The sequence below is a fragment of the Pseudomonas sp. HMSC066A08 genome (assembly GCF_001813025.1).
Classification (GTDB): domain Bacteria; phylum Pseudomonadota; class Gammaproteobacteria; order Pseudomonadales; family Pseudomonadaceae; genus Pseudomonas; species Pseudomonas aeruginosa.
In genome coordinates this window covers 35,823-59,883 of the sequence record NZ_KV811390.1, presented here as the reverse complement: position 1 = coordinate 59,883, position 24,061 = coordinate 35,823, and the positions used below count along the sequence as shown (strand labels likewise).

Below are 24,061 nucleotides of genomic sequence, written 5' to 3'. Positions count from 1 at the left end.
CGGTTTTTCCGCGCTCGTTCGTCTTTAACCATAGAGGCGGCCCACAGCCGCCCGGTTTCAGGGAACACGTGCAGGCAGCGAGCAGGGATGCTCGGCTTCGGCGGGGACCCGCTACCCACTCGTCCACGAAAGGAGCGTCACGATGACCCATTCGCCCGTCAAACAGATGTTGAAGGAGGCCGGCCTGAAGATGAGCCTGGCCCGGCTGAAAGTGATCGATGCGCTCTGGGAAGCCTCGGGGGAGCAGGGCCGGGTGCCGATCCGCACCTTGCACCGGCGTCTCTCCGAAACCGGTACGCCGCTGTCCCTGGTGAGCATCCGCCAGGTACTCGGGCGCCTGGTGGAAAGCGGCCTGGTGACCCTCGACGAACAGGATGTCTACAGCCCCGGCAAGGCTTCCTGGGGCGGTGCCGCCGGTTCCGCGGCGCCCGAGCGCCGCGCTGCGGCCAACGAGCAGCGGCTCTGACGCGGTATCCCTGATCTCGGGCAGCGGGTAAAGTCTGCCCCATGCTCAATCCCGACGATTTCCGTTTTCCTTCCATCGAAGCGTTGCAGGCGTTCGAAGCGGCTGCCCGGCTGGGTACCTTCGAGCGCGCCGCCGAACTCCTGTCGATCACCGGCAGCGCCGCCAGCAAGCGGGTTTCCGGTCTCGAGGGGATGCTCGGGGTGAGCCTGTTGCAGCGCGACGGCCGCTCACTGGCGCTGACCTCCCACGGCCGCGAGTACCTCGAACAGATCGCGCCGATCCTCGCCCAGCTCGCGGCGGTTCCGCTGCATCGTCGCCAGGTGCAGCGCCAGCAGCGGCTGACCCTGCGCACGCCGCCGACCTTCGCCCGGCAGATCCTGATCCCGCGCCTGGCGTCCTTCGCCGAGGCCTGTCCGGAAATCGAGCTGGAGATTCTCCTGTCGAGTCCTTCGGACGGCCAGGACCTGCCGCTCGCCGACGTCGAGGTGCGCGGCGACAGCCATGGCGTGGCGGCCGGCGAGCGGCTGCTGGAGGAGCGCGTGCTACCGATGGCCGCGCCGGGGCTGCTGCTCGGCCTGCCGCGGCCCTGGACGCCAGCCATGCTCGCCGGCCTGCCGTTGCTGCGCTCGCCGCTGGAGCCCTGGCAGCCGTGGTTCCGCGTGGCCGGGCTGGACTGGCCGGAGCCCTGCGCCGGGCCGCGCCTGCTCGATTTGGGCATGACCCTGGAGGCAGCCGCCAACGGCCAGGGCGTGGCCCTCGCGCGACCGTCGCTGGCGCGCGCCTGGCTTGCCGAGGGGCGGCTGGTGGCGCTGTTCCCGCTGCGTTCGGCGCCGACCCACCATTACCACCTGCGCAGCCACCAGGCCTCGCCGGCCAGCCAGCGTTTCGCCGCCTGGCTGGCGGCGATCTGCCGCGAGGCGGTGGCCCAGGGCAGGGAATTCCTTCCGGCGGCGGACGACTGAAGCGGCGGAATTTCCTTCCGCCGATGCCGACAATTATTCCGCCTGCGGCGGTGCGTCGCGCTCTACCATCCAGCCACCCCCGAAGGAGTGGACTGCATGAGCGTCATCACTGATATCGAAGACCTGCGCCGCCTGGCGCGCAAGCGCGTACCGCGGATGTTCTACGACTACGCCGACTCCGGTTCCTGGAGCGAAGGCACCTACCGCGCCAACCAGGACGACTTCGCCGCGATCAAGCTGCGCCAGCGGGTCGCGCGGAACATCGAGAACCGCTCGCTGCGCACCCGCATGCTCGGCCAGGAGATGGCCATGCCGGTGGCCATCGCGCCCACCGGGCTGGCCGGCATGCAGCATGCCGACGGCGAGATCCTCGCCGCCCGCGCCGCCGCCGAGTTCGGCGTGCGCTACACCCTGTCGACCATGAGCATCTGTTCCCTGGAGGACATCGCCACGGAAGTCGGCCAGCCGTTCTGGTTCCAGCTCTACGTGATGCGCGACCGCGATTTCATCGAACGCCTGATCGAGCGGGCCAAGGCCGCCGGCTGCGACGCGCTGGTGCTGACCCTCGACCTGCAGATCATCGGCCAGCGCCACAAGGACCTGAAGAACGGTCTCTCGGCGCCGCCGCGGCCGACCCTGGCCAACCTGCTGAACATCGCCAGCAAGCCGCGCTGGGCGCTGGGCATGCTCGGCACCCGGCGTCGCGGTTTCGGCAACATCGTCGGGCACGTCAAGGGCGTCGACGACATGGGCTCACTGTCCGAGTGGACCGCCCGCCAGTTCGACCCGCGGCTGAACTGGGGCGACGTCGAATGGATCAAGCGGCGCTGGGGCGGCAAGCTGGTACTCAAGGGCATTCTCGATGCCGAGGATGCGCGGTTGGCCGCCGACTCCGGCGCCGATGCGCTGGTCGTCAGCAACCATGGCGGACGCCAGTTGGACGGCGCGCCCTCGACCATCAGCGCGCTACCGGCGATCGTCGAGGCGGTGGGCGAGCGCATCGAGGTCTGGCTCGACAGCGGCATCCGTTCCGGGCAGGACGTGCTCAAGGCCATCGCCCTCGGTGCACGCGGGACCATGATCGGCCGTCCCTATCTCTACGGGCTGGGCGCGCTGGGGCAGGCCGGAGTGACACGGGCGCTGGAGATCATAGCCCGCGAGCTGGACCTGACCATGGCCTTCTGCGGCCATACCGACATCCGCGAGGTCGGCCGGGACATCCTGTTGCCGGGAAGCTATCCGCGATAGCCGCGAACGGCGAAGGGGAGGAAAGAGCGGAGGCCGCGCGGCTCGACGGCCGCGCGGCAAACAGGATCAGGCGGCGGAACTCCAGCGCAGGACGATGCTGCCGTCGCACTGCGGGTCGAGCAGCCACTGGTTGGAACGGTCGAAGCTTTCCAGCAGGTGGGCCCAGTCGCCCTCGTCTTCGCCGGGCAATCGGGAAATGCAGGCCTGGCAGGCCTGTTGCGCAGCCGGGGCGTGGATGATGCGCTGGATGCGGGTGTTCAGCAGGTCATAGGCCGTGGGCAGGGCGGGGATCGATGCAGTGTGGTTCATGGGTGCCTCCGCTTGCTTTCTCGGTTATGGGTGGGTGGACAAGGAACCCTCGGTTCCGGCGAGATACCTTTGTAGCGGAACTCGTGTGAAGAAAGTATTGCAACGTTGTCGCAGGGGCACGCCGCAGGGATGTACGGCTCTTGGCAACGGCTCTGGCGGTAGGCGACACTGCGTCGCGAGGAAAATCGTTGCGCATTGTTTCAATGCGCGGAAAGGCGTTTTTCCAGGGATGGGCTTTGACCGGCACCCAGTGCAAGGCAAGGTGACCGGTACTTCTCGACGGATACGACTGCATGGCGTTAGAACCTTCCGATGTTTTGCTCGAATCGGTGTTTTGTCAGCTGGATGCCGACACCCCGCGTTCCCTCCATGATCTCAAGGGCGACCCCAGGGCCAACCTGCTGGCGATCCGCCTGCTGTTCCGCCAGGGCCGCATCACCGGCGTGCTGCTGGACGACCCCAGCGGTGCCGAGGACCAGCATGGGCCGTTGATCTACCACGCCGAGCGCCTGCGCGTGCGGCGCGGCTAGCGCCGTTTCCCCTGGCTGAGTCGCTCGCTTTCCGGCGAAGCGGCGAGGAGCGGGCCACCGGGAATGCTGCCTCGCCCGGGCGATTCCCGCCCGGCTTGGGTATCGTTGAATTCCATTCAACGATACGTTCAGTTCTGCCAGGTTATGCGCCGCAGTCCTCTCGCCAATAATCTCCCTTCAGTCCGATGAGAGACTCGCCGCGCCCATGGAGGGCGGCGCAGTCGCCGTGCGACTTCATAACCAGAAACCAGAAAAGGCGTGCACCGATGATTACCCTGAACCTCAATGGCAAGGATCATCAGCTCGATGTCACCGAGGATATGCCCTTGCTCTGGGCCATCCGCGACGTCGTCGGCTATACCGGGACCAAGTTCGGCTGCGGCATGGGCCTGTGCGGCTCCTGCACCATCCATATCGACGGCCAGGCCACCCGTTCCTGCATCACGCCGGTGAGCCTGGCGCAGGGCAGGAAGGTCACCACCATCGACCACCTGCACACCGACAAGGTCGGCGAAGTCGTCCAGCAGGCCTGGCTGGACATCGGCGTGGCGCAGTGCGGCTACTGCCAGGGCGGGCAGATCATGTCGGCCACGGCGTTGCTGAAGAGCAACCCCGCGCCCAGCGACGAGCAGATCGAGGCGGCCATGGCCGGCAACATCTGCCGCTGCGGCACCTACAACCGGATCAAGACGGCGATCCACAACGCCTCCGCCAAGTTGCAGGAGGCCAAGGCATGAAGCGCTCGTTCCCCGACGACCTGGTCATCGGCAATCTCAGCCGCCGCGGTTTCCTCAAGGGCGTCGGCGCCACCGGCGTGCTGCTGGTGGCTGCCAACTGGGGCTGGCGCGACGCCCTGGCCGCCGAGAAGAAGGCCTTCGGCGCCGACGCCATGCCCCACGGCTGGGTGGACAACCCGAAGATCTACGTGAGCATCGACCGGGACGGCACGGTCGGCATCGTCTGCAACCGCTCGGAAATGGGCCAGGGCGTGCGCACCAGCCTGGCGATGGTGGTGGCCGACGAACTTGAGGCCGACTGGAGCCGGGTCAAGGTGATCCAGGCGCCCGGCGACGAAGCGCGCTACGGCAACCAGGACACCGATGGCTCGCGCAGCATGCGCCATTGGTTCGAACCCATGCGCCGCTGCGGTGCGGCGGCGCGACAGATGCTCGAACAGGCCGCGGCCAACCAGTGGAAGGTTCCGCTGGGCGAGTGCCGCGCCGAACAGAACAAGGTGCTGCATGCGCCCAGCGGCCGTTCGCTGTCCTTCGGCGAGCTGGCCGAGGCCGCCGCGGGCCTCGAAGTGCCGGCGCGCGACAAGCTGCTGCTGAAGAAACCCGAGCAGTTCCGCTACATCGGCAAGGACGTGGCGCGCGCCATCGACGGCGCCGATATCGTCAATGGCCGCGCCGGCTTCGGCTTCGACGCGCGCTTCGACGACATGCTCTACGCAGTGGTCGCCCGGCCGCCGGTCTACGGCGGCAAGCTCAAGCGCTACGACGCCGCCGCGGCGCTGAAGGTGCCGGGGGTGGTCAAGGTGATCGAGATCGAGGGCCGGCCGATCCCGTCCGAGTTCCAGCCGCTGGGCGGGGTCGCCGTGGTGGCGCAGAACACCTGGGCGGCGATCAAGGGACGCGAGGCGCTGGTGGTCGAGTGGGACGCCGGGGTCAACGGCGGCTACGACTCGGCGGCCTACCGCAAGCAACTGGAAGAGGCCGCGCGCAAGCCGGGCAAGGTGGTGCGCGACAGCGGCGATGCCGCGGCGCTGTTCGCCAGGGGCGGGGATATCGTCGAGGCCGAGTACTACCTGCCGCACCTGGCTCAGGCGCCGATGGAACCGCCGGTCTCCACCGCCTGGTACAAGGACGGTGCCTGCGAGGTCTGGGCCCCGACCCAGGCGCCGCAAGTGACCCGCGAGCGCATCGCCGAGCGCCTTGAACTGCCGTTCGACAAGGTCACGGTCAACGTGACCCTGCTCGGCGGCGGTTTCGGCCGCAAGTCCAAGCCCGACTACGTGCTCGAAGCGGCGATCCTGGCCAAGGCGTTCCCCGGTCGCCACCTGCGCGTGCAGTGGACCCGCGAGGACGACCTGCATTTCTCCTATTTCCACACGGTCTCGGTGGAGCGCCTGCAGGCCGTGCTCGGTGCCGACGGGTTGCCGCAGGCCTGGCTGCATCGCTCGGTGGCGCCGAGCATCACCGCGCTGTTCGGCCCGGACAGCAAGCACCAGGGCGCCTTCGAACTGGGCATGGGCCTGACCAACCTGCCGTTCGCCATCCCCAACGTGCGCCTGGAGAACCCCGAGGCAGCGGCGCACACCCGGGTCGGCTGGTTCCGCTCGGTCTCCAACATCCCCCATGCCTTCGCCATCCAGAGCTTCGTCGGCGAACTGGCGGCAAAGGCCGGCCAGGACCCGAAGGACTACCTGCTCAAGCTGCTCGGCCCGGCGCGGCGGATCGACACCGCCGAACTCGGTGACGGCTGGAACTACGGCGAGTCGCCGGAACGCTATCCGCTCGATGTCGGCCGCCTGCGCGGGGTGATCGAGGAGGCGGCGCGCCAGTCCGGCTGGGGCGGCGAGCTGCCCAGGGGCAGGGCGCGGGGAATCGCCGCGCACTACAGCTTCGTCACCTACGTGGCGGTGGTGATCGAGGTGGAGGTGAAGGACGACGGCGCGCTGCTGGTGCACAAGGCCACCATCGCCGCCGACTGCGGTCCGCAGATCAACCCCGAGCGCATCCGCTCGCAGCTCGAAGGCGCCTGCGTGATGGGCCTGGGCCTGGCGGCACTGGGCGAGATCAGCTTCAAGGAGGGCAAGGTCCAGCAGGACAACTTCCACCAGTACGAGCTGGCGCGCATGCCGCTGGCGCCCAAGGCGGTGTCGGTGCATCTGCTCAAGCCGGACGGCGACCTGCCGCTGGGCGGGGTCGGCGAGCCCGGCGTGCCGCCGATAGCGCCGGCGCTGTGCAACGCGATCTTCGCCGCCACCGGCAAGCGCATCCGCGAGTTGCCGATCCGCAATCAGTTGCAGGGGTGGCGGAAGGCCTAGGTCCTTCGTCCTGGTCGTCGCCTGCGTGAGTTCGCGCGAGCGCAGGCGATGGATCAGGTTCTACGTGGAAGTCGTTGTCGAAGAAGAGTTTTCCGGGCCGCCGTCCCTCCCTGGCAGAGGCCTGTCGGCGGATAACGCGCGAGGCCTCGTTCGCCCTGCGCAGCGGAGGCGGCAAGCGGATGCCAGGGCGGACAACGCGCAGCGTTATGCGCCGCCTTGTCGTCTCAACTTAAAGTGAATTCTAGTATTTTATTTTTCTTATTAATCAATAAGATGAATAGTTTATTAAAAGTATTTTATAAGAAATGAGGGTCTTCCCAGCCGCTCCAGGCCGCCTGCTTGCCATCGAAGCCGGATGCGCAATTCTCCAGGAGCGACGACCCCGCGTCGTCCGTGCGCGAGGCCGTCATGGCGGCTCAGTAGATCGGCAGGTCCGGTTCGGGCAGGGCGACGATATCGTTCGCCGTCAGCCCCAGCAGGCTCATCAGCGCCGGGTCGCGCAACGGCGACTCGCCGCGTACCGGGCCGAAGATTTCCGCCATGTGCCTGCGCAGGCTGGCCACCCGTTGGCGATCGGCCATCCAGCGGGTGAAATCGTGCACGTCGACGTTCTTCAGCGACTCCAGTGGCGGCAACCCAGGCGCTTCGCCGACGTCGGCGCGGGCACGCCAGCCGCCGTAGCTGGACTGGAACTCGGCCGAGCCCAGGTAGGACAGCAGCAGCTTGGCCGTGGCCGGATGACGGGCGGCCTTGAAGATCGCCGCGCGCTGGTTCCAGACGATGAACGGCTCGTCGGTCGGGATGAAGTAGCCGGCCGGCGTATCGCTGTCGGTCGCATAGCCGGTCAGGTTGCCCAGCGAGCCGATGGAGTCGGTGCCCACCGAGGCCGCCGGTGCCGCCGTGCCGCGCAGGAAGTTCGGCTTCTGCGCCGCCAGGGCGCGCAGGAACCCGCTGCCGTAGCGCCGTTCCAGCTTGTCGTAGACGTACAGCACCGCATCGTCGTCATGGGGATAGGTCAGCACCAGCTTGCCCTTGAAGGCCGGCTTCAGGTAATCGGCGAAGCGCGTCGGATAGCGCTCCGCTGGCAGCAGGACGGAAGCGTAGGTCGGCACGAAGGCGTTGTTGTAGGCCGTGACATAGGCGCCGTCGGGATCGGCGTAGCCTTTCTTCTGCCGGGCGAAGCCGACCGGCTTGTAGCGCAGCAGCACGTCGCGGGCCTTCCATTTGTCGAAATCGAAGGTGGTTTGCAGCATCGCCACGTCCGGCGTCAGGGTGCCGGCGGCGAGTTCCTGGTCGATGCGCAGGTCGTGGAACTTGGAAAGGTCCACCGTGACGTCCAGGATCACGCCGGGAAAGCGGCTCTCGAAGGCCGTCTTCAACCAGTCCATCTGGTTCGGCGCGTCGCCGCCGGCCCAGAGCACCACCTTGCCGCCTTCGCCCCGTGCGCGGGCGTAGAGCGACGCGAGCCTGTCGGTCTCGCCGGGAATGACCAGGGTCGCCCCCGCGGTTTCCGGCCCTAGAGCTGGCTTTCGTGGCAATTTTCCCGCCGTTTCGCCGGCGAACGAAGAAGATGCGAAGACCAGAACCCATGCCGCCATCAGCGGCTTCACCCTGTCGATCATGTGCCGTTCCTCTGCTGAAAACGAGCGTCGCCGCTCCCGATGAGGCCGGCGCGCAGGCGCGCCCCTCATGGATGGGACTGGTCCGCCGCGACGGGCTTCAGCGCTGCGAGGAGACTTCGCGGAAAATCGCGGCAGACTTCTCGTTTCGGCATTCTCGGATGGTTGCGCGGGAACTCCGGGTACGGCCGCCTAGAACCTGCCTAGAAGCCGGCCTTCACCGCCAGCGCCGCGGCGGCCGTCCGCGTGTTCACCTCCAGGGCGCGCAGCAGCGAGGAAACGTGCACGCGCACGGTGAACGGCGAGATCGACAGTGCGCGGCCGATTTCCTTGTTCGACAGGCCATCGGCGATCAGCCGCAGTACCGCTTGCTGCCGTGGGGTCAGTGCGTCCAGGCGGGCGCGTTGCCGACTGCCGGCGCTCGACCCGCCGCGCAGGCGCACCACCGGTTCGCCGCTGCCGAGCGTCTGCAACGCCGTGCCGATCTCCCCGGCCTCCAGGGATTTGCCGAGGTAGCCGTCGGCGCCGGCGGCCAGCACCTCGTCCACCAGGCGCGGGTCGTCGAGCATCGAGACGATGACGATTGCACTGTGCCGATAGGCGCGGCGCAAGCGCTCGATGGACCGGGAGGCGGCGAAGCCGGGGAGCAGCAGGTCGAGGACGAAGAGGGCGGGAGGTTCCGACGAGACGCTCGAGGCCAGGCGCAGCACCTCGTCGAAGCTGCCCGCTTCGCTCACGGCGGCTTGCGGGAGGTAGCGGCGGACGACCCGTCTCAGGCCATCGCGGAACAGGGGATAGTCATCGGCGACGATGACCCGCGCGGGGAGGCTTCTTGTGCTAGGCATTGTCGTCCCGTCCTTGGGGGCGGCCAGGGTGCGGCAACCCCTGCATCGACCGGCCGCAGGCCGGCCGGCGAGGGCGCTGCGGGCACCGTTCGATCCGCCGAAAATCCTTTTTCGTCGATCCCTGTCGCGGGGCTCCGCCCCGCATGACAGCGGAATTCTAGCGCCGCTGGCGACACGCATGTCGGGCATTCGTCAGAAAAACAGCAGCCAGCCCCACGGCGAGCGCGATGGGCTGGTCTATCCTGCTACAACGCCATCGCGCTCGGGAGGACGGCATGGGCTGCCCGCAGGTCTGCGCCGGCGCCACCCTGCAATGCAGCTTCGGGGCGGCGCCGACGGTGCTCAACGTGTTGCCGCAGAACCGCACCCTGACCAGCGGGATGCCGGCGGCGAACATCATGGACCACATCCCGCTGCTGAACATTCCCACCTTCGGCCTCTGCCAGAGCCCGGCCAACCCCGTGGTGGCCGCCGCCACCGCCGCCGCCCTCGGCGTACTGACGCCGATGCCGTGCATTCCCGCCACCGCCAGCCCGTGGATCCCCGGCGGTCCGCCGACCCTGCTGCTGGGCGGGATGCCCGCGCTGGACGCCAATGGCACGCTGATCTGCACCTGGGGCGGGGTGATCAAGATCAGCGTGCCGGGACAGGTGCAGATGCTGATTCCCTGAGCGCCGCCTGGCCGATGCGCGCCTAGGGCTCCGCCAGCCTGCTCCACCACCAGCGCCAGCGCGCCATGGGCTTGCCCTCGCTGTCCAGCGGCCGGCCGTCGTCGGCGAACGGCTGGGCGCCGTCCAGTAGCTGGCCGTTCAGGTAGCGTCCGTCGAAGGCCAGTTGGCCATTGCCATGGAAGCGTTGGTAGACCCCGTCGCGTACGCCGTCGCGGTAATGCTCGCGCTCGGCCACCTGGCCGTTGGCGAAATAGTTGAGCGCTTCGCCGTGGAGCAGCCCGTTGCGGTAGTGCGCCTTGCGCTGCAACCAGCCTTCCGCGGCATGGAAACTCGCCGGCCCGTGCAGCTTGCCGTCGACGAAGGCGAGTTGCGCGGAGACCTTGCCGTTGGGATGGAACAGGGTGCTGGCGCCGTGCAACTGGCCCTGCCGGTAGCCGAGGCTGGCCTGCGGCCTGTCGTGCTCGTCGATGCGCAACGGGCCTTCCAGGCTGCCGTCGAGCAGGCTACCGGCGAGATGGCTGTCGCCACGGACCAGGTCGAGCTTGCCGGATGCCGCCATGCGCTTCTCCTCAGTTGACCTTTACCAGGCCGCCCTTGAGGGTCAGCATGCCGCCGCCGTCCACCGTCTGTTCGGCGCCGGCCTTGTTGGTCAGGCTGACGCCGGCATCGTTGGTCAGGCTCGTGCCGGCCTTGTTGGCGAGGGAGGTGCCGGCCTGGTTGGTCAGCGACGTCCCGGCCTTGCTGGTCAGCGAGGTGCCGGCCTGGGCGACGAGGTCGGCGTCGCTCTTCAGGGTCAGGCTGCCACCGCTTTGCAGGGCGAGGGTGCCGTTGACCTTGATGGTCAGGTTGCCGTCTACCGTCAGCTCGAAGTCGCCGCTGACCTTGTGGCTGTAGTTGCCGCCGGTGCTGTGGGTCTGGTCGGCGCCCACCGTCACCGTGCGCGTGTCCTTCACATCCAGGCTGTCGCTGCCGGTCTGGATGGTCACCGTGCGCTTGCCTTTCTCCAGGGTGACGGTCTCGTCGCCTTCCTTCACCGTGCGGGTGCGGGCGTTCTGCACCGTCAGGGTCTCGTCGTGGCCGATGCTGGCGGTGCTGTCGTTGAGCACGTTGACGTTGAGGTCCTTCTGCGCCTGGAGGAAGACTTCCTCGGCGTCCTTCTTGTCCTCGAAACGCAGCTCGTTGAAACCGCCGCCGCCCTTCGACGAGTTGGTCTTGATCCCGGACTGCGTTTGGTTGTCCGGCAGCGCGTAGGGCAGGGCGTTGTCGCCGTTGTAGACGCAGCCGGTGACCAGCGGGCGGTCCGGGTCGCCGTCGATGAAGGTGACGATCACTTCCTGGCCGATGCGTGGCACGAACTGCATGCCGAAGCCCTTGCCGCTCCAGGGCAGCACCACGCGCACCCAGCACGACGAGGTCTCGTCGTTCTTGCCGTCGCGGTCCCAGGGAAACTGGAGCTTGATCCGGCCGTACTGGTCGGTCCAGATCTCCTCGCCGGCCTTGCCCACCACCAGGGCGGTCTGGGTGTGCATGCGCGGCTTGGGCGTGACCCGCGCGGGGCGGTAGGCGGTGGCCTTGGGGATCGCCTCGAAGCGGTTGCGGTAGTGCGCGTGACTGGCGTCATGGGTGACCGAGGTCAGCACCCAGTCGATATTCAGCGAATCGTCGTCATGCCCGCTGAGGGTGAACCAGTGGCCGGGCACCAGCCAGCGGCAGTCGCTCTCGCCGATCAGGCGCGTTTCCTCGCTGCGCAGGCCGTCGATGCGTTGCTTGGTCAGGCTGTCGCCCTGGGCCTTGGCGGTGTAGCCGCCGGGGTGCTGGTAGACGCCGGCGGCGCCGGAAACCGCCTCGGCCTGGGAGTACAGCGAGGTGCCCGGGGTGGTGAACTCGTAGTCGGTGGCGCTGTAGGTCCCGGATACCGCCTGGAGGCTGTACTGCGCCGAACGCACGCCCTGCAACTCGCGCACGCCGATTCCTTGGCCCAGGTAGGCCACTTGCGGGCCGTTGGGAATCGGCGGGAAGGCGTCGTTGCTATCGGCCAGCACCAGGGTGTGCTTGCCGGCGGCATGGGTGAAGAACCAGAAGATGCCGTCTTCCTCCAGCAGCCGCGAAACGAAGGCGAGGTCGCTCTCGCCGTACTGCACGCAGTATTCGCGGGGCTGGTAGCTGCCGCTGAGCTGCAACTGGTAGTCGCTGAAGCCGTGCTGGTCGAAGACCTGGGTGACGATGTCGCTGGTGGCGAGGTTCTGGAACACCCGGTTGTTGCTGGCCAGCGTCAGCCACCAGAGCCAGGGGCGCAACAGCACCTGGTAGCGCTCGGCGCTGGCATCGCCGGGGAGTTGGCGGACCTCCGCGACCAGGCCGTCGAGCGGACGCAGCCCAGCGTCGTCGTGCAGGGTGGCGGTGAGGTGGGTGGCGATGGCGCCGTCCAGGGTTGGAGCCTCATCGGTCACGCCGTGAAGCTGGAACTGGCCGAGCCGGCCGAGGTGTTCCTCGCCGGAGAAGGATTCGGGGAAGAGCGCTCCCAATGCGGCAGCGGTCAGCGAAAGGCTGGTGGTTTCATCGGTGGAACGGGGCATCGACGCTCCTGTGCCCAGGCGGCCTGGGAAATGGCGTTCAGAGAACGATACGTACCTTCAGCTCGGTCTTCTTCAGGTGTAGCGCGTTGCCCGGCGCGACGCAGGTGATCGAATTGGCGGACGGGTTCGCGGTGACGTACTCGGGAAGGTAGATCCTCCAGTAAGGGAAGCTGTACGTCCTGATCCAGTGCGAGGGGTAGAGCACGCTGGAGGCCGCATCCGCCTTCCAGTAGTCGTCGCCGTTCTTCTTCGTCGCCGTGCCGTCCGGGGTGAAGACCCTCAGGCGGGTCTTCACATGGGCGGCTCCCGAGTCGGTGGTCACCGTGTGGGAACCGGGGAACGTGATGGTCTGGCCGGAGCTGCCGCCTTCGACGATCGGCATCTGCGTGGACATCCGTATCTCGGCGCTATCGGGGCTGAAGATGTTGTATTCGGGCGAGGCCGTCAGCGTCATGCCGGTGCCTCCCCAGCCCTTGTCACGCAAGGTCTGCGCGGTGATGTCCGCGGCCGAGCCGGCGGCCGCCGAATGAGAGTTGCCGGACGGGTCCTTGTTGACATAGGCCAGTAGGGTGCGCGCGGCGTAGCACTGTTTCAAGGCGACGGTCTTCAGCCCCAGGCGGTTGCCGTCGGGGTTCGGGGGCAGGTTGGCCGGCTGCGCTGGCGGCCAGTCCGGGAAAACGGTCTCGATGAAGGTCCTCTGGGCGACCTGCAGGTAGGAGGTCTTCTGCAGATCGGCATAGGCGCCGATCTCGGCCAGCAGCGAACCATGCCCCAGCAGCACCACCTTTCCCGGATTTCCGCAATTGTGCGTGGCCCAGACGTAGTCGGAGACGAAGGCGAAATCGGCGCCGCCGATGACCTCTTCGATTTCGAGCTTCAGCAGTGCGATGGCTTTCGGATACTTCGGGTTGTTGTAGCCCTCCAGCATCTGCGGCAGCGAGGAGTGGTTGCTCCGGTCGACGGGATATGCCCTGCCTTTGTCCGACAGCGCCATTCCCTGGATCGCCGTGGCAAATTCGTCCCACTCGTGATGGCCATGCGTTCCGACGATGATGTAGAGGATGCGGTTGTAGCGGCTCATGATCCGGACCTGCGACTAGGTTCCTGACGCGCTGTTCGATTCCTTTCCATGTCCATTCCCGGCACCCGCTTCGCAGGCTTGTCGATACCGCTTCCTCGCCTCGTCCGTGCCGGGCAGGCTTGCGTTCTTTCAAAGCATTTCAAGCCTGTCCCTGCCCGATAGCGCTCATTGCTCATAGGCCGAATGTCGAAGCAACGAGACCTTGGCTTTTGCCGGGAAGTATTGCCACTCGAACAAGTCCTCGACGTACTGCAGGACCAGTCGGGTTAGCGCTGCGCTGAAATATCGGCGCAGGGCCATCTGAATGAAGTGACGCCTGCTGGCGTTCAAGGGGCCGAGCAGGTCCAGGGCATCCCTGGAGTCTCCGAATGTGCGCTGTCCCCGTGCTCCGGAAGTTTCCAGGCTGGTGGTTATTGCCCAGCCCTCGGGAGGGTTGGAGAAGTAATTTCCAGGTGTAGGAAGCTTTACGACTTTCTTGCCGACGAGCGCCAGGATCGCTTGGTCGCTGAGTGCCTCGAGCCGGGACGAGGCACTATTGTTGAAAATGTTGGTGAAGGCTCTGAAGTTCTTATGCAGGGCAAGGGTCTGGCTCAGTTCGCTGGACAGCCTTTCGGATAATGTCCGCGCATGTATGGAAACGCTGCCTTCAAGGAACTTCAGGCACTCCGCGATGTAGGCGTCTACTACCCGGTGAAGCTGGATATCGTCCTCCAGGAGCTTTATCAGGAAGCGTATGTCGAACAGCGTGACGTAGGCCTGCCATGCAACGACCTTCAGTGGGTGACCGCTCTTCCAGCAACTTCCGACTTTCGCTATATACGTGGCGCCGCCATCGCCACGGGCTGTACCGCAGCCGATGAGGCTCAGCTTTTCCACGGGGAGATCTTTTGGAAGTTTGACCGTGTATTTCAAGAAGCCCTTGAGCAGAGGCACCAGGAGATCGGCGGGAAAGCCTGCGAAAGTTCCGCCGACACTGTGGGAGATGACATAGAGGGAAACGTTGTCGGAGACAGGACTATCGGAGGTTGCGCACATCAACCTATAAGAGATCGTTGAGTTCAGTTCGTCTGTTTTTTCGATGTGCGCGTCATACCACCTGACCTCTCTGCCTCTTGACATGTGCTTGAAATAAAGTGCGATTCCGCCCTGGTGTGTTTCTTCGTCATAAGCATTGGCGATGGTCAATATGATGTGGCACATGATGGTTTGACCTCAGGCGGGCTCTCCGGGCTGGGCTGCCGGAATGAGCTTGGTCAACGCCGGTACGAGCTTTCCATTGTTTATCGTCAGGGCCGGATGCTGGTCGGCGCACTGATTGACGACATAGATGGCCTTGTGTTTCCCACCGATGATGCCGCGGCCTCCGCGATTCTTTTTAATGAACTGGTCCAGGGCCTCGGTAGCGGTTCTTTTATTCGCATCGTTGAAAGGGTGGCCTTGGGATATCTCGATGATGAGGGTCGCCGCCTTGTCCGCCAGCGTGGGACGCAGGTCGACACCGGCAAAACCCGCGGCCGGCCCCTGAGCGGCTGCGGTCAAGCCGCCCGCATTAATCGTGGTGACACCGCCGACCGAACGGTTGATCTGGGTTATCTCTGCTTCGCTCAGGTATACGTAAGGCATCTCGGCAACCTCTCGCTGATGATCATTCCAACACCCACTCCGCCAGCTTCCCCGTTACCTGGGCCATCAACACATTCTCGATATCCCGCGCGCCCGCCGAACTGCACTTGGCGAGTACCGCCTTGACGATGGCCGGGTCGAAGTCGAACTGTTTGCCGGTCGCCGCCTTGTAGCGCTCGCGCAGTTTTTCCAGTTTGGCCAGGACGATGCCCTCCAGCGTCGCTTCATCCAGCGGGCGGTAGGGCACGATGGTCATGCGGGCGAGGAAGGCGGGGCGGAAGGCCTGGAGCAGGACTTTGCGCAGGCGTTCGTTGAAGGCGTCGCTGCCGAGCTGGTCGGCGGGGCTGTCCAGCAGCAGTTCGGCGCCGACGTTGCTGGTGGCGAGGATCACGGTGTTCCTGAAGTCCACCACCAGGCCGGTGCCGTCTTCCATCACACCCTTGTCGAACACGTTGTAGAAGGCTTCCAGCACGTCCGGATGGGCTTTCTCGATCTCGTCCAGCAGCACCACCGAATAGGGCTTGCGGCGCACCGCTTCGGTGAGCACGCCGCCGCTGCCGTAGCCGACGTAGCCGGGCGGGGCGCCCTTGAGCTGGCTGACGGTGTGGGCTTCCTGGTACTCGGAGAGGTTGATGCTGATCAGGTTGCGTTCGCCGCCGTAGAGGGCGTCGGCCAGGGCGTAGGCGGTCTCGGTCTTGCCCACGCCGGTGGGGCCGGGGAGGAGGAATACGCCGACCGGCTTGGCCGGGTCGCTGAGTCCGGCGCGATAGGCCTGGATGCGTTGGGCGATGGCGCCTAGGGCGGCCTCCTGGCCCATCACCCGCTGGCCCATGCGCTGGGCCAGGGAGCGGATGGCGTGGGCTTCGTCGGCGAGCATCTTGCCCACCGGGATGCCGGTCCAGCCGGCGATCACCGCGGCCACGGTACGCGAGTCCACCTGCTCGGGAACCAGCGGGTCGTCCTGGCGGATGGCTTCGAGGCCGGCCGCCAGGCGCGCCAGTTCGGCGGCCAGGTGGTCGATGCGACCGTCCAGTTCCTCGTCGGGCTTGGCCGCGTCGGCGCTTTCGCTGAGGGCCAGCAATTCGCGGCGGGTGTCGAGCAGTTCGCGCACCGCTTCGCGTTCCTCGTCCCAGCGGCTCTCCAGCTCGCGGATGGTCCGGCGGTTATCGCCCGACTCGCTTTCCAGGGCGCTGATACGCGCGCTGTGGTCGAGGCCGGTGGCCTGTTCCCGGCGCAGGCGCTGCAACTCCTCTTCCAGCGCCTGCTCGCGGTGGCGCAGGCTTTCCAGCGGCGGCGGCACGTCGTGCTGGCCGAGGGCGACCCGCGCGCAGGCGGTGTCGAGCACGCTGATCGCCTTGTCCGGCAACTGGCGGCCGGAGATATAGCGGTGCGACAGTTTCACTGCGTCGACGATGGCCGCGTCCATGATCTGCACGCCGTGATGCTGTTCCAGCTTGCCGGCGACGCCGCGCAGCATCTCCACGGCGGTGGTCTCGTCCGGCTCCTCGACCTGGACCAGTTGGAAGCGCCGGGTCAGCGCCGGGTCCTTCTCGAAGTATTTCTTGTATTCCAGCCAGGTGGTGGCCGCCAGGGTGCGCAGTTCGCCGCGCGCCAGGGCCGGCTTGAGCAGGTTGGCGGCGTCGCTGCCGCCTTCCGCGCCGCCGGCGCCGATCAGCGTGTGCGCCTCGTCGATGAACAGGATGATCGGCTGCGCGCTGTTGCGCACGGCGTCGATCACGCCCTTGAGGCGCTGCTCGAACTCGCCCTTCATGCTGGCTCCGGCCTGCAACAGGCCGAGGTCGAGCACCCGCAGGATCACCTCCTGCAACGACGGCGGCACTTCGCCGGCGGCGATGCGCAGGGCCAGGCCCTCGACCACCGCGGTCTTGCCGACGCCCGGCGCGCCGACCAGGATCGGGTTGTTCTGCCGCCGGCGCAGGAGGATGTCGACACACTGGCGGATTTCCCCGTCGCGCCCGACTATGGGGTCGATGCGCCCGGCGCGGGCCTCGGCGGTGAGGTCCTGGGTGTACTGGTCGAGCAGCGGGTCCGGGGCGCTTTCCGGCTTGTCGCCGCCTGCCGCCGGACGGTTCGGCGCGGGCGGCTGTTCGCGGGAGGCCTGGATCCACTCCAGCAGGTTGGCCTGCAAGGCCTCGTGGGGAATCCGCAGCAGCGACGACGCGCTGTTCAGCAACAGGGCGCGGCGCTCCTCGCGGTCGAGCAGGGCGAGCAGCAGCAGGCCGGAACGGATCTGCGCCTGGCCGAGCACACTGGCGTGCACCACGGCGTCCTCGAGCAGGCCGATGGTGTGCGCGGACAGCGCCGGAGTGCGGGTATTGCCGGCCTTGAACAGTTCCAGCGACAGGTTGATCTCGGCGACCAGGGCGTCGCGCTCCAGGCCGAAGCGCGGCAGCAGGCAGGCGAAGTCGCCGCCGTCGATGTCCAGCAGCTCCAGCAGCAGGTGCTCGATCTCTACGTAATGATGGGTGCGTTGCAGGCAGCGTTGCGCGGCGCGCTCCAGGGCGCGGCGACAGTCCGGGTTGAGGCGGCCGATGAGGGCGGCGAGTTCCATTTCAGGCTACCTCCGGCTGCCGCAGGTCGAGATCGATGCGCTGCCGCTGGCCGTCTTCGATGCGCCGCAGGCCGGTGTTCCAGCTCAGCCTGGGCGGTGCACCGCGCTCCAGGCGCAGCGGCGCGCCGCCGCTCACCAGCAGGCTCAGGCGACAATCCAGGTCGGGGCCGAAGTACAGCGCGGCGAGGCTGGCCAACTGGCCATGGGCGTCGCCGTCGGGGAAGAAGCGGGCGGCCTCGCGGGCATCCAGCGGACCGAGGCTGAGGGCGATGCCGGCGTGTTCGTCCCAGGTGCGCGTGCCGGCTATGGCGTCGCGACCCAGGCGCAGGTTGCGCCCGCCGCGTTGCAGCCGGCTGCGGCTGGCCGCGGGGATTTCCTTCCAGGCGCCCTGGTAGGCGTCCAGCCGTGCCTCCACGCCGAAGTGCTGGCGCACCAGGCCGGCGAAGCCGGCCAGGGAGCGACGCCCGCCGGCGAACAGCGCGGTGCGTGCCAGCACCGCGCTGTCCGGCAGCGCCAGGCGCTCATGCAGGGCTTTCGGCAACAGGCCGCTGAGGGCACGTAGCTGCGCCTGCACCGGGGTCGCCGCCGGCACCGCGAAACCGAGCGCCACGCGATGCTTGCGCAGCACCCGGTAGAGCAGGCTGAGCAGGCGGTGCTGGAACAGGTCGAGGAACTCGGCGGGGGCATGGTCCTTCTGCCGGGCGCGTTGTTGCAGCCATTCCTGGTAGGCATAGGGCAACGGGCCGTCGGGGCCGCCGAGGCCGAACACCGGGGTGGACAGCACCGGTTGCTGCGGGTCGTCGAGCAGGCTTTCCACCTCGCTCGAGGCGAACAGCGGCAGCAGCGGCCCGCGCAGGCGCAGGGCCTCCGCCCGCGGCGCGTTGCCGGTGCCCAGCGGCAACGCCTGGGGACGCTCGCGTTCGAGCAGCAGCAGCGCCTGCAACAGTTCGAAGCGCTGCGGCGTGCGGCGCAGCCGCTGACTCAGAGAGAGAGCGGCGAGCCGGCCTGGGGTTGCCATGTCTTCACCTCCTTGTCGGCTTCCACCAGGACCGTGCGCACGAAGCGGTTGGCGGTGGCATACAGCGAGAAGAACTGCGCCAGCACGGCGGAGAACAGCACGCCGCTGGCGCCGACGAAGTGCTGCGGATCGAGTCGCAGGCGGATTTCCAGGCCATTGCGCCAGCCGCGCCAGGCATCCTCGCCGACGTGCGCCACCACCCGCTGGCAGTCGAGTTGCCGCAGGCCTTCTATCTGCCGGCGGGCGCTGGCGTCGTCGCGCAGGTTGTGCAGGGCGAGGATTTCCCGCAGGGCTTCGAGGGCGCGCGGACCTTCCACCAGCGAGAGGTGGTTGAGGGTCAGCTGCGAGACCAGTCTCCAGCGCGATTGGCCGTCCAGGCGCGGCTGGCTCTGCGCGCTGGGCGCGTTGCGCAGGCGTGCGGCGGCGACCGGCCCGGGCCGTTCGAAGCCCAGCGCGGTGCCGGCACCCAGGCGCTCGGCCAGATAGCGATTGGTGCATAGCAGCTCGGCGGTCAGGCTGAAGGCCGGGGTCTCGCGCAACGGGTCGAAGCCGGTATCCACCAGGCTCAGCAGCAGGTCGCTGCCCAGCCGGTTCGGGGTCAGCCCGGCGATGCGCCGGGCGTGCCAGTAGAGCGTGCCGAGGTGGCTGTCGTGGCGGCAGCCATAGTAGGCCGGGACTGGCTGCACGGTGCTCCCGGCAACCGAGCGCACGGCGCGGATGCTATGGATTTCCACGCTGTTCTCGCGGTGACTGTCGGCGACCAGGCGGTACTCGCTGCGGGTGCCGTCCGGGCGCAGCGGCTCCGAGGTCCGCGGAAAGAGGTTGATCGCCGGCGCGCAGCCGAGCTGGAAGTCTTCCGCCTGCAAATGCAGGCGTGCCGTCGGTGCGCGATCGAAGACCAGGTACAGGTAGAGCGCCTGTCCGTCGGCGAGCGCGCCGGACAGCGGCAAGTCGAAGAAGTGGAACTTGTCGGGAAAGGCGAAGTACTCGGCGAGCAGGCGCAGGCCCGGATGTCCGCCGTCTTCCTCCGGCAGCAGCGCCTCGTCGGCGGCGAAGCCGACGATCGCCGGCATTCCGCAGAGCGCCGCCGGCGGCGTGCCGGGCGCCCCCGCCATGACCTGCACGGTATGAGCGGCGAGCAGGTCGTAGAGGATCGCGCAGCCCATCGGCGAAGCCGCCAGGTGGATGCGCAGGTGCTCGATCGACAGCTCGTCCCAGCGGTACTCGCCCAGGCAGCGCAGGCTCAGGCGCAACGCCGAGCGGGCGGCGCCGACTCCGGTCAGGGCTTGCGCCTCCTCGCCGCCGAGCAGGGTCGCTTCGTCGATCGCCAGCGGCCACAGGGTCGCCTCGGCGCTGCTGCGGAAATGCACGCTGTCGCCGCCGCGGGTGGTGACGAACAGCGCGGTGTCGCGCGGCAGCCGGTAGCCCTCGGCGAGGTTGCCCTGGGTCGGGTCCGGTTCGAACTGGACGATCGCGCAGGACGGCAGCGGGCGTAGCGCCAGGGGGTAGAGCTGTTCGAGGAGGGCGTCGCTGAACTCCGCGTAGTCGTCGTCGAGGCGCCGTTGCAGGCGCGCGGTGAGCAGCGAGAAGCCTTCCAGCAGACGCTCGACGTGCGGATCGGGGCATTCGCCGGGGGCCAGTTGCAGGCGCCGGGCGACCTTCGGATAGCGCTCGGCGAAGGCGCCGCCGGCGTGCCGTAGCCAGGTCAGCTCGCGCTGGTAGTAGTCGAGCAGGTCGGCATCAATCGAATCGCTCATGGCGCACCTCGAGGCCATCGCTGCCCTGTTCGATGACGAATAGCGCAGGCGTCAGGCGCGACCCGCTGCGCAGGCTGCCGCCGAGCTGGATACGCAGGCGCTGCGGATTGCCCGGGTCAGGTTCGACCTCGACCTCGGCCAGTTGCAGGCGCGGCTCGAAATGCCCGACCGCCGCCCGCACCTCGCGCGCCAACTGGCGCCGGTCCTCGGCGCGCAGGCGTTGCACGGCGGTCCAGTCGGCGAGCCCGTAGGCGAGGATGCCGCTGCGCGCATTCGCCGGACGCCGTGTATTGAGCAGGCGCAGCAGCTCGCCGCGGACCGACTCGGCCAGCGCCCGGTCGTCGAACGCGGGATGTTCGTCGGCCTCGGCGCTGAGGCGCTCGAACAGCGGCGGCAGGACTCCGGACATGTCGGCGCCCGGTCACTTGACCAACTGGTTGGCGGCCAGGTCCCAGGTCGAGGCAGCCGTGCCCTCCTTGGTGCCGTCGTCCTTCTGCGCGGTCAGCTCCCACTTGATCTTGGTGAAGTTCAGCGACAGGGTTTCCACCGGCTTGCCGCCGGCGCCGCCGCTGACGCTGACGTTGGAGAGCACCACGTTGTTCAGGGTGTAGACGATGAAGGGCATGATCTGCCCGTTGCCCTCGGCGGCGTTGCGGCCGATGGTGATGGTCGCCTCGGCGATCGGCTTGCCGGCGCAGCAATACTCGTTGAGGGTCGGGGTCGAGGTGTCGATGAACTTGGTGAGGGTGAATTCGCCGACGTGGGGTTTGCCGGAGGTGCGCTCCGAGTTGCTGACGTCGTTGGTGACCTGCATCGCCACGTTGTGGCTGTAGGACATGATTTCGATCTTGTTTTCGTAGCCGACGAGCAGGCTGTCGCCTTTGATGTCGCTGCCGAAATCGAGAATGATCGCATCCATCGCATCTGACTCCTGGAGAGGGGCTGTCTGGAACGGGAAGGGCGCCCCGCCGGCGCTGCCGGCGGGGGCGGGCTCACGCCGCTACCGGCGGCGGCAGGTTGGCGACCAGGCGGATCGACGCGCTGAGTTCCTCGAGCTGGAAGTGCGGCCGCAGGAACACCGTGGCGCGGTAGGCCCCCGGTTTGCCGGCCACTTCGCTGACATCCACCCGCGCCTCACGCAGCGGGTACTGCGCCTTGATTTCCTGCGGTGCGTTGTCGTTGATCAGCACGTAGTCGGCGATCCAGTTGTTCAGGTAGGTCTGCACGTTGTCGCGGGTCATGAAGCTGCCGACCTTGTCGCGCATGATCACCTTCAGGTAGTGGGCGAAGCGCGATGCCGCCAGCACGTACGGCAGCATCGCCGACAGGCGCGCGTTGGCGTTGGCCTCGTTGGTGTTGTAGAGCCTGGCCTTGTTGGTGGTCTGGCCGCCGAAGAACACCGCCACGTCGCTGTTCTTCTTGTGGCACAGGGAAATGAAGCCGAGATCGTTGAGCTCCTTCTCGCGGCGGTCGGTGATCGCCACTTCGGTCGGGCATTTCAGCGACAGGTCGCCGGAGCTGGTGCGGAACGTGTGCGCCGGCAGGCCCTCGACCGCGCCGCCGCCTTCCGCACCGCGGATCGCCGCGCACCAGCCGTACTTGGCGAAGGCCTCGGTGATGCGCTGCGCCAGGACCCACGCGGCGTTGCCCCAGAGGTACTTGGAGTGGTCGGTGCCGTTGACGTCCTCGACATAGTTCATGCCTTCCACCGGGCGCGTCTCCGGGCCGTAGGGCAGGCGCAGGAGGAAGTTCGGCAGCACCAGCGACACGTAGCGCGAATCCTCGCTCTCGCGGAAGGCGCGCCACTTGATCAGCTCCAGGCTCTCGAAGATCTTGGTCAGGTCGCGCGGCACGGCCAGTTCGGTGAAGCTGTTCATGTCGAACAGGCGTGGGCTGGCGGCGGCGATGAACGGCGCGTGGGCAGCCGCGGCGACGTTCGACAGCTTCTCCAGCAGGCCGATGTCCTGCGGATGGCGACCGAAGGTGAAGTCGCCGATCAGCAGGCTGAAGGGGTGTCCGCCGAAGGTGCCGTATTCCTCTTCGTAGATCTTCTTGAACAGTGCGCTCTGGTCGAACTCGACCGCCTTCTCCAGGTCGTTCTGCAGTTCGTTCTTGCCGACGTTCAGCAGGCGCAGCTTGAGCCGCGCGCTGGTCTCGGTGTTGCTCACCAGTTGGTGCAGGCCGCGCCAGGAGGCTTCCAGCTTCTGCAACTCGGGGTGGTGGATGATCTGGTTGAGCTGGTCGCTGATCAGCGCATCGATCTGGCTGATGCGGTCGTTGATCATCGCCACGGTGTCCTTGTCGACGGCCATGCCCTCGTCGAGGACCTGGGTGGCGAATTCCGCGAGCATGTCGCGGGCATAGTCCTGCTGGCTGTCGTCGTGGGCCATGCGGCCCTTGGCGATGATCTCGTCGAGCAGGGAAAGGGTCTGGGTCGAACTCTCGCCGGATTGTTCGGCGGCGGATGACTTGGGCATGGCGGCTTCTCCGGGAAGAGGGTCAGGCCGGCTGGTCGGCCGGGGGTTCGCTGTCGCCGGCCGGGGCCGCTTCGGCTTCCGGGCGGGCCGCTTTGATTTCCTGCAGGCCTTCGGTGTTGGCCACCACGTCCTGCAGCAACTGGTCGAGGTCGTCGTTGCCGTCGAGCTTGGTCAGCAGGTCGCGCAGGCGCTGGCGCGCTTCGAACAGGCGACGCAACGGGACCACCTGCTTCACCAGGTTGACCGGGTCGAAGTCCTCGATGTGGTTGAAGCGCAGCTCGACGTTCAGCTTGCTGTCGTCGCCGCTGATGGTGTTGTCGACCTGCAGGGTGGCGCGGGGAGAGATGGAGGAGAGGATCTCGTTGAAGTTGTCGCGGTCGATGTCGACGAAACGCCGTTCGACCAGCTTCGCCGGCGGGGTATCCGGCTTGCCGGAGAGGTCGGCGAGGATGCCGACCACCAGGGGCAGCTCCTTCTTCTCGATGGCGTTGCCGATCTCGACGTCGTAGGTGATCTGCACGCGCGGCGGGCGCACCCGGTCCAGCTTGTGCTGCGTACTCTCGGCCATGGCGGCTGACTCCGATGCAATGGTGGGGGCGCAATGCATCGGGGGGGATGCCCTGATCATCGCAGTCCCTTGCTGGATCACAGGCATGACAGGGAAAACGGCGCAGAACCTGTCCTTGGCGATCCCTCTGGTCCGTCACTGGCGACGAACTACAAAAGACGCTAGAACAGGTCTATGGATTTGCAAAATAAAATTTTCGTTGGACTCCCATGAAGCACGGATGTTTCACCATATGTCGGAAATCCTCCCTGGCGCTGGCGATCCTGGCGCTGGCCGGCTGCTCGTATTTCTTCGCGCCGCGGGTCGAGTTGCAGCGGCTGACCCTGGATGTCGCCGCGCGCGCCAACGACGACTCGCCGATCGCCGTGGATTTCGTCGCGGTGAAGGATGCGGAACTGTTCAAGGAACTGGCCGGACTGCCGGCCAGCCAGTGGTTCGCCAATCGCGAGCAGTACCGCCGCGACTACCGGCAGCAGTTCGCTGTGTGGAGCCTGGAACTGGTGCCGGGGCAGTTCATCGAGTCGGAGTCCTTCCCCTTGCGCGGCGACCGCGCAACTGGACTTTTGGTCTTCGCCGGCTATAACACACCCGGCGCGCACCGCTTGCGCCTCGACCAGCAGCAGCGCGTCTGGCTGCGTCTGGATACCCGGGAAATGCGACTGGTCAACGATCCCGCCACGCGCTAGCGAA

General features: G+C 67.1%; 23 protein-coding genes. 8 read left to right on the top strand and 15 right to left on the bottom strand.

Annotation, left to right across the window (positions count from 1 at the left end):
- Positions 1-142: 142 nt before the first annotated feature.
- From HMPREF2886_RS32210 to lldA, 3 genes are all read left to right on the top strand, one after another.
- A complete protein-coding gene (locus tag HMPREF2886_RS32210; protein WP_003089535.1) occupies positions 143-466 on the top strand; it encodes a transcriptional repressor in 324 nt (107 codons plus the stop codon).
- Positions 467-507: 41 nt separating this feature from the next.
- Positions 508-1,428 carry a LysR substrate-binding domain-containing protein gene (locus HMPREF2886_RS32205; protein WP_033970715.1) on the top strand — a complete coding sequence of 307 codons (921 nt, stop codon included), beginning with the start codon at positions 508-510 and terminating at the stop codon, positions 1,426-1,428.
- 96 nt (positions 1,429-1,524) lie between these two features.
- A complete protein-coding gene (gene lldA / locus HMPREF2886_RS32200; RefSeq protein ID WP_070749148.1) occupies positions 1,525-2,676 on the top strand; it encodes an L-lactate dehydrogenase LldA in 1,152 nt (383 codons plus the stop codon).
- A gap of 66 nt (positions 2,677-2,742) precedes the next feature.
- Here the strand turns inward: lldA and HMPREF2886_RS32195 are convergent, their stop codons facing one another.
- The gene (locus HMPREF2886_RS32195) at positions 2,743-2,985 is read right to left on the bottom strand and encodes a DUF1654 domain-containing protein (protein WP_033970717.1); all 243 of its coding nucleotides are present in this window, start codon (positions 2,983-2,985) and stop codon (positions 2,743-2,745) included.
- Between the two features lie 293 nt (positions 2,986-3,278).
- On the opposite strand from HMPREF2886_RS32195, the gene HMPREF2886_RS32190 reads away from it, so the two are divergent.
- From HMPREF2886_RS32190 to HMPREF2886_RS32180, 3 genes are all read left to right on the top strand, one after another.
- Entirely contained in the window at positions 3,279-3,515 is a 237-nt protein-coding gene (locus tag HMPREF2886_RS32190) for a hypothetical protein (protein WP_003104944.1), read from the top strand.
- A 266-nt stretch (positions 3,516-3,781) separates the two neighbouring features.
- A complete protein-coding gene (locus HMPREF2886_RS32185; protein WP_003089521.1) occupies positions 3,782-4,252 on the top strand; it encodes a (2Fe-2S)-binding protein in 471 nt (156 codons plus the stop codon).
- Positions 4,249-6,564 (top strand): xanthine dehydrogenase family protein molybdopterin-binding subunit, encoded by a 2,316-nt coding sequence (locus HMPREF2886_RS32180; protein ID WP_033970719.1) that lies wholly within the window; start codon positions 4,249-4,251, stop codon positions 6,562-6,564. The genes HMPREF2886_RS32185 and HMPREF2886_RS32180 overlap by 4 nt, the downstream gene beginning before the upstream one ends.
- Before the next feature lie 416 nt (positions 6,565-6,980).
- Here the strand turns inward: HMPREF2886_RS32180 and HMPREF2886_RS32175 are convergent, their stop codons facing one another.
- Together HMPREF2886_RS32175 and HMPREF2886_RS32170 are read right to left on the bottom strand one after the other, a co-directional pair.
- Positions 6,981-8,186 carry an ABC transporter substrate-binding protein gene (locus HMPREF2886_RS32175; protein ID WP_170868894.1) on the bottom strand — a complete coding sequence of 402 codons (1,206 nt, stop codon included), beginning with the start codon at positions 8,184-8,186 and terminating at the stop codon, positions 6,981-6,983.
- 200 nt (positions 8,187-8,386) lie between these two features.
- Positions 8,387-9,028: a LuxR C-terminal-related transcriptional regulator gene (locus HMPREF2886_RS32170; RefSeq protein ID WP_033970722.1), complete on the bottom strand. Its 642-nt coding sequence runs from the start codon at positions 9,026-9,028 to the stop codon at positions 8,387-8,389.
- A 275-nt stretch (positions 9,029-9,303) separates the two neighbouring features.
- Between HMPREF2886_RS32170 and HMPREF2886_RS32165 the strand changes: the two genes are divergently transcribed.
- Positions 9,304-9,699, top strand: a complete 396-nt coding sequence (locus HMPREF2886_RS32165; RefSeq protein ID WP_003089513.1) for a DUF4280 domain-containing protein — start codon at positions 9,304-9,306, stop codon at positions 9,697-9,699.
- A gap of 22 nt (positions 9,700-9,721) precedes the next feature.
- On the opposite strand, the gene HMPREF2886_RS32160 is transcribed toward HMPREF2886_RS32165, so the two are convergent.
- The 12 genes from HMPREF2886_RS32160 to tssB form a co-directional block, all read right to left on the bottom strand.
- Complete coding sequence (locus HMPREF2886_RS32160) at positions 9,722-10,258, bottom strand: toxin-antitoxin system YwqK family antitoxin (protein WP_033970723.1); 537 nt, start codon at positions 10,256-10,258, stop codon at positions 9,722-9,724.
- Positions 10,259-10,268: 10 nt separating this feature from the next.
- On the bottom strand, positions 10,269-12,275 hold the full coding sequence (gene tssI, locus HMPREF2886_RS32155) for a type VI secretion system Vgr family protein (protein WP_070749146.1): 2,007 nt from the start codon (positions 12,273-12,275) through the stop codon (positions 10,269-10,271).
- A gap of 37 nt (positions 12,276-12,312) precedes the next feature.
- Positions 12,313-13,356, bottom strand: coding sequence for a hypothetical protein (locus tag HMPREF2886_RS32150; RefSeq protein WP_070749144.1), 1,044 nt, complete (start codon positions 13,354-13,356; stop codon positions 12,313-12,315).
- A 165-nt stretch (positions 13,357-13,521) separates the two neighbouring features.
- A complete protein-coding gene (locus HMPREF2886_RS32145) occupies positions 13,522-14,556 on the bottom strand; it encodes a hypothetical protein (RefSeq protein ID WP_070749142.1) in 1,035 nt (344 codons plus the stop codon).
- Between the two features lie 12 nt (positions 14,557-14,568).
- On the bottom strand, positions 14,569-14,979 hold the full coding sequence (locus HMPREF2886_RS32140; protein ID WP_052251837.1) for a Fic family protein: 411 nt from the start codon (positions 14,977-14,979) through the stop codon (positions 14,569-14,571).
- 22 nt (positions 14,980-15,001) lie between these two features.
- A complete protein-coding gene (tssH, locus tag HMPREF2886_RS32135; RefSeq protein ID WP_039028217.1) occupies positions 15,002-17,551 on the bottom strand; it encodes a type VI secretion system ATPase TssH in 2,550 nt (849 codons plus the stop codon).
- Between the two features lies 1 nt (position 17,552).
- The gene (gene tssG / locus HMPREF2886_RS32130; RefSeq protein ID WP_058178344.1) at positions 17,553-18,569 is read right to left on the bottom strand and encodes a type VI secretion system baseplate subunit TssG; all 1,017 of its coding nucleotides are present in this window, start codon (positions 18,567-18,569) and stop codon (positions 17,553-17,555) included.
- Complete coding sequence (gene tssF, locus HMPREF2886_RS32125) at positions 18,533-20,326, bottom strand: type VI secretion system baseplate subunit TssF (RefSeq protein WP_033978330.1); 1,794 nt, start codon at positions 20,324-20,326, stop codon at positions 18,533-18,535. Before tssF ends, tssG begins: the two co-directional genes overlap by 37 nt.
- Positions 20,310-20,735, bottom strand: coding sequence for a type VI secretion system baseplate subunit TssE (gene tssE / locus HMPREF2886_RS32120; RefSeq protein ID WP_033970735.1), 426 nt, complete (start codon positions 20,733-20,735; stop codon positions 20,310-20,312). The genes tssF and tssE overlap by 17 nt, the downstream gene beginning before the upstream one ends.
- A gap of 12 nt (positions 20,736-20,747) precedes the next feature.
- A complete protein-coding gene (locus tag HMPREF2886_RS32115) occupies positions 20,748-21,245 on the bottom strand; it encodes an Hcp family type VI secretion system effector (RefSeq protein WP_003089495.1) in 498 nt (165 codons plus the stop codon).
- 73 nt (positions 21,246-21,318) lie between these two features.
- Positions 21,319-22,803: a type VI secretion system contractile sheath large subunit gene (tssC, locus tag HMPREF2886_RS32110; RefSeq protein WP_003089494.1), complete on the bottom strand. Its 1,485-nt coding sequence runs from the start codon at positions 22,801-22,803 to the stop codon at positions 21,319-21,321.
- A gap of 22 nt (positions 22,804-22,825) precedes the next feature.
- Positions 22,826-23,371 (bottom strand): type VI secretion system contractile sheath small subunit, encoded by a 546-nt coding sequence (gene tssB, locus HMPREF2886_RS32105; protein ID WP_003089493.1) that lies wholly within the window; start codon positions 23,369-23,371, stop codon positions 22,826-22,828.
- A 209-nt stretch (positions 23,372-23,580) separates the two neighbouring features.
- Here tssB and HMPREF2886_RS32100 point away from each other — a divergent pair, with 209 nt between their 5' ends.
- Positions 23,581-24,057: a hypothetical protein gene (locus HMPREF2886_RS32100; protein ID WP_033970736.1), complete on the top strand. Its 477-nt coding sequence runs from the start codon at positions 23,581-23,583 to the stop codon at positions 24,055-24,057.
- The last annotated feature ends 4 nt before the right edge of the window (positions 24,058-24,061 follow it).

What these genes read in the sequence shown, in the direction of transcription:
- HMPREF2886_RS32190 (WP_003104944.1), top strand. Translation starts at nt 3,279, where the DNA reads ATGGCGTTAGAACCTTCCGATGTTTTGCTCGAATCGGTGTTTTGTCAG.
- HMPREF2886_RS32140 (WP_052251837.1), bottom strand. Translation starts at nt 14,979, where the DNA reads ATGCCTTACGTATACCTGAGCGAAGCAGAGATAACCCAGATCAACCGT.
- lldA (WP_070749148.1), top strand. Translation starts at nt 1,525, where the DNA reads ATGAGCGTCATCACTGATATCGAAGACCTGCGCCGCCTGGCGCGCAAG.
- HMPREF2886_RS32150 (WP_070749144.1), bottom strand. Translation starts at nt 13,356, where the DNA reads ATGAGCCGCTACAACCGCATCCTCTACATCATCGTCGGAACGCATGGC.
- HMPREF2886_RS32115 (WP_003089495.1), bottom strand. Translation starts at nt 21,245, where the DNA reads ATGGATGCGATCATTCTCGATTTCGGCAGCGACATCAAAGGCGACAGC.
- HMPREF2886_RS32205 (WP_033970715.1), top strand. Translation starts at nt 508, where the DNA reads ATGCTCAATCCCGACGATTTCCGTTTTCCTTCCATCGAAGCGTTGCAG.
- HMPREF2886_RS32170 (WP_033970722.1), bottom strand. Translation starts at nt 9,028, where the DNA reads ATGCCTAGCACAAGAAGCCTCCCCGCGCGGGTCATCGTCGCCGATGAC.
- HMPREF2886_RS32145 (WP_070749142.1), bottom strand. Translation starts at nt 14,556, where the DNA reads ATGTGCCACATCATATTGACCATCGCCAATGCTTATGACGAAGAAACA.
- tssC (WP_003089494.1), bottom strand. Translation starts at nt 22,803, where the DNA reads ATGCCCAAGTCATCCGCCGCCGAACAATCCGGCGAGAGTTCGACCCAG.
- HMPREF2886_RS32195 (WP_033970717.1), bottom strand. Translation starts at nt 2,985, where the DNA reads ATGAACCACACTGCATCGATCCCCGCCCTGCCCACGGCCTATGACCTG.
- HMPREF2886_RS32165 (WP_003089513.1), top strand. Translation starts at nt 9,304, where the DNA reads ATGGGCTGCCCGCAGGTCTGCGCCGGCGCCACCCTGCAATGCAGCTTC.
- tssE (WP_033970735.1), bottom strand. Translation starts at nt 20,735, where the DNA reads ATGTCCGGAGTCCTGCCGCCGCTGTTCGAGCGCCTCAGCGCCGAGGCC.
- tssF (WP_033978330.1), bottom strand. Translation starts at nt 20,326, where the DNA reads ATGAGCGATTCGATTGATGCCGACCTGCTCGACTACTACCAGCGCGAG.
- HMPREF2886_RS32210 (WP_003089535.1), top strand. Translation starts at nt 143, where the DNA reads ATGACCCATTCGCCCGTCAAACAGATGTTGAAGGAGGCCGGCCTGAAG.
- tssB (WP_003089493.1), bottom strand. Translation starts at nt 23,371, where the DNA reads ATGGCCGAGAGTACGCAGCACAAGCTGGACCGGGTGCGCCCGCCGCGC.
- tssG (WP_058178344.1), bottom strand. Translation starts at nt 18,569, where the DNA reads ATGGCAACCCCAGGCCGGCTCGCCGCTCTCTCTCTGAGTCAGCGGCTG.
- HMPREF2886_RS32100 (WP_033970736.1), top strand. Translation starts at nt 23,581, where the DNA reads ATGAAGCACGGATGTTTCACCATATGTCGGAAATCCTCCCTGGCGCTG.
- HMPREF2886_RS32180 (WP_033970719.1), top strand. Translation starts at nt 4,249, where the DNA reads ATGAAGCGCTCGTTCCCCGACGACCTGGTCATCGGCAATCTCAGCCGC.
- HMPREF2886_RS32175 (WP_170868894.1), bottom strand. Translation starts at nt 8,186, where the DNA reads ATGATCGACAGGGTGAAGCCGCTGATGGCGGCATGGGTTCTGGTCTTC.
- tssH (WP_039028217.1), bottom strand. Translation starts at nt 17,551, where the DNA reads ATGGAACTCGCCGCCCTCATCGGCCGCCTCAACCCGGACTGTCGCCGC.
- tssI (WP_070749146.1), bottom strand. Translation starts at nt 12,275, where the DNA reads ATGCCCCGTTCCACCGATGAAACCACCAGCCTTTCGCTGACCGCTGCC.
- HMPREF2886_RS32160 (WP_033970723.1), bottom strand. Translation starts at nt 10,258, where the DNA reads ATGGCGGCATCCGGCAAGCTCGACCTGGTCCGTGGCGACAGCCATCTC.
- HMPREF2886_RS32185 (WP_003089521.1), top strand. Translation starts at nt 3,782, where the DNA reads ATGATTACCCTGAACCTCAATGGCAAGGATCATCAGCTCGATGTCACC.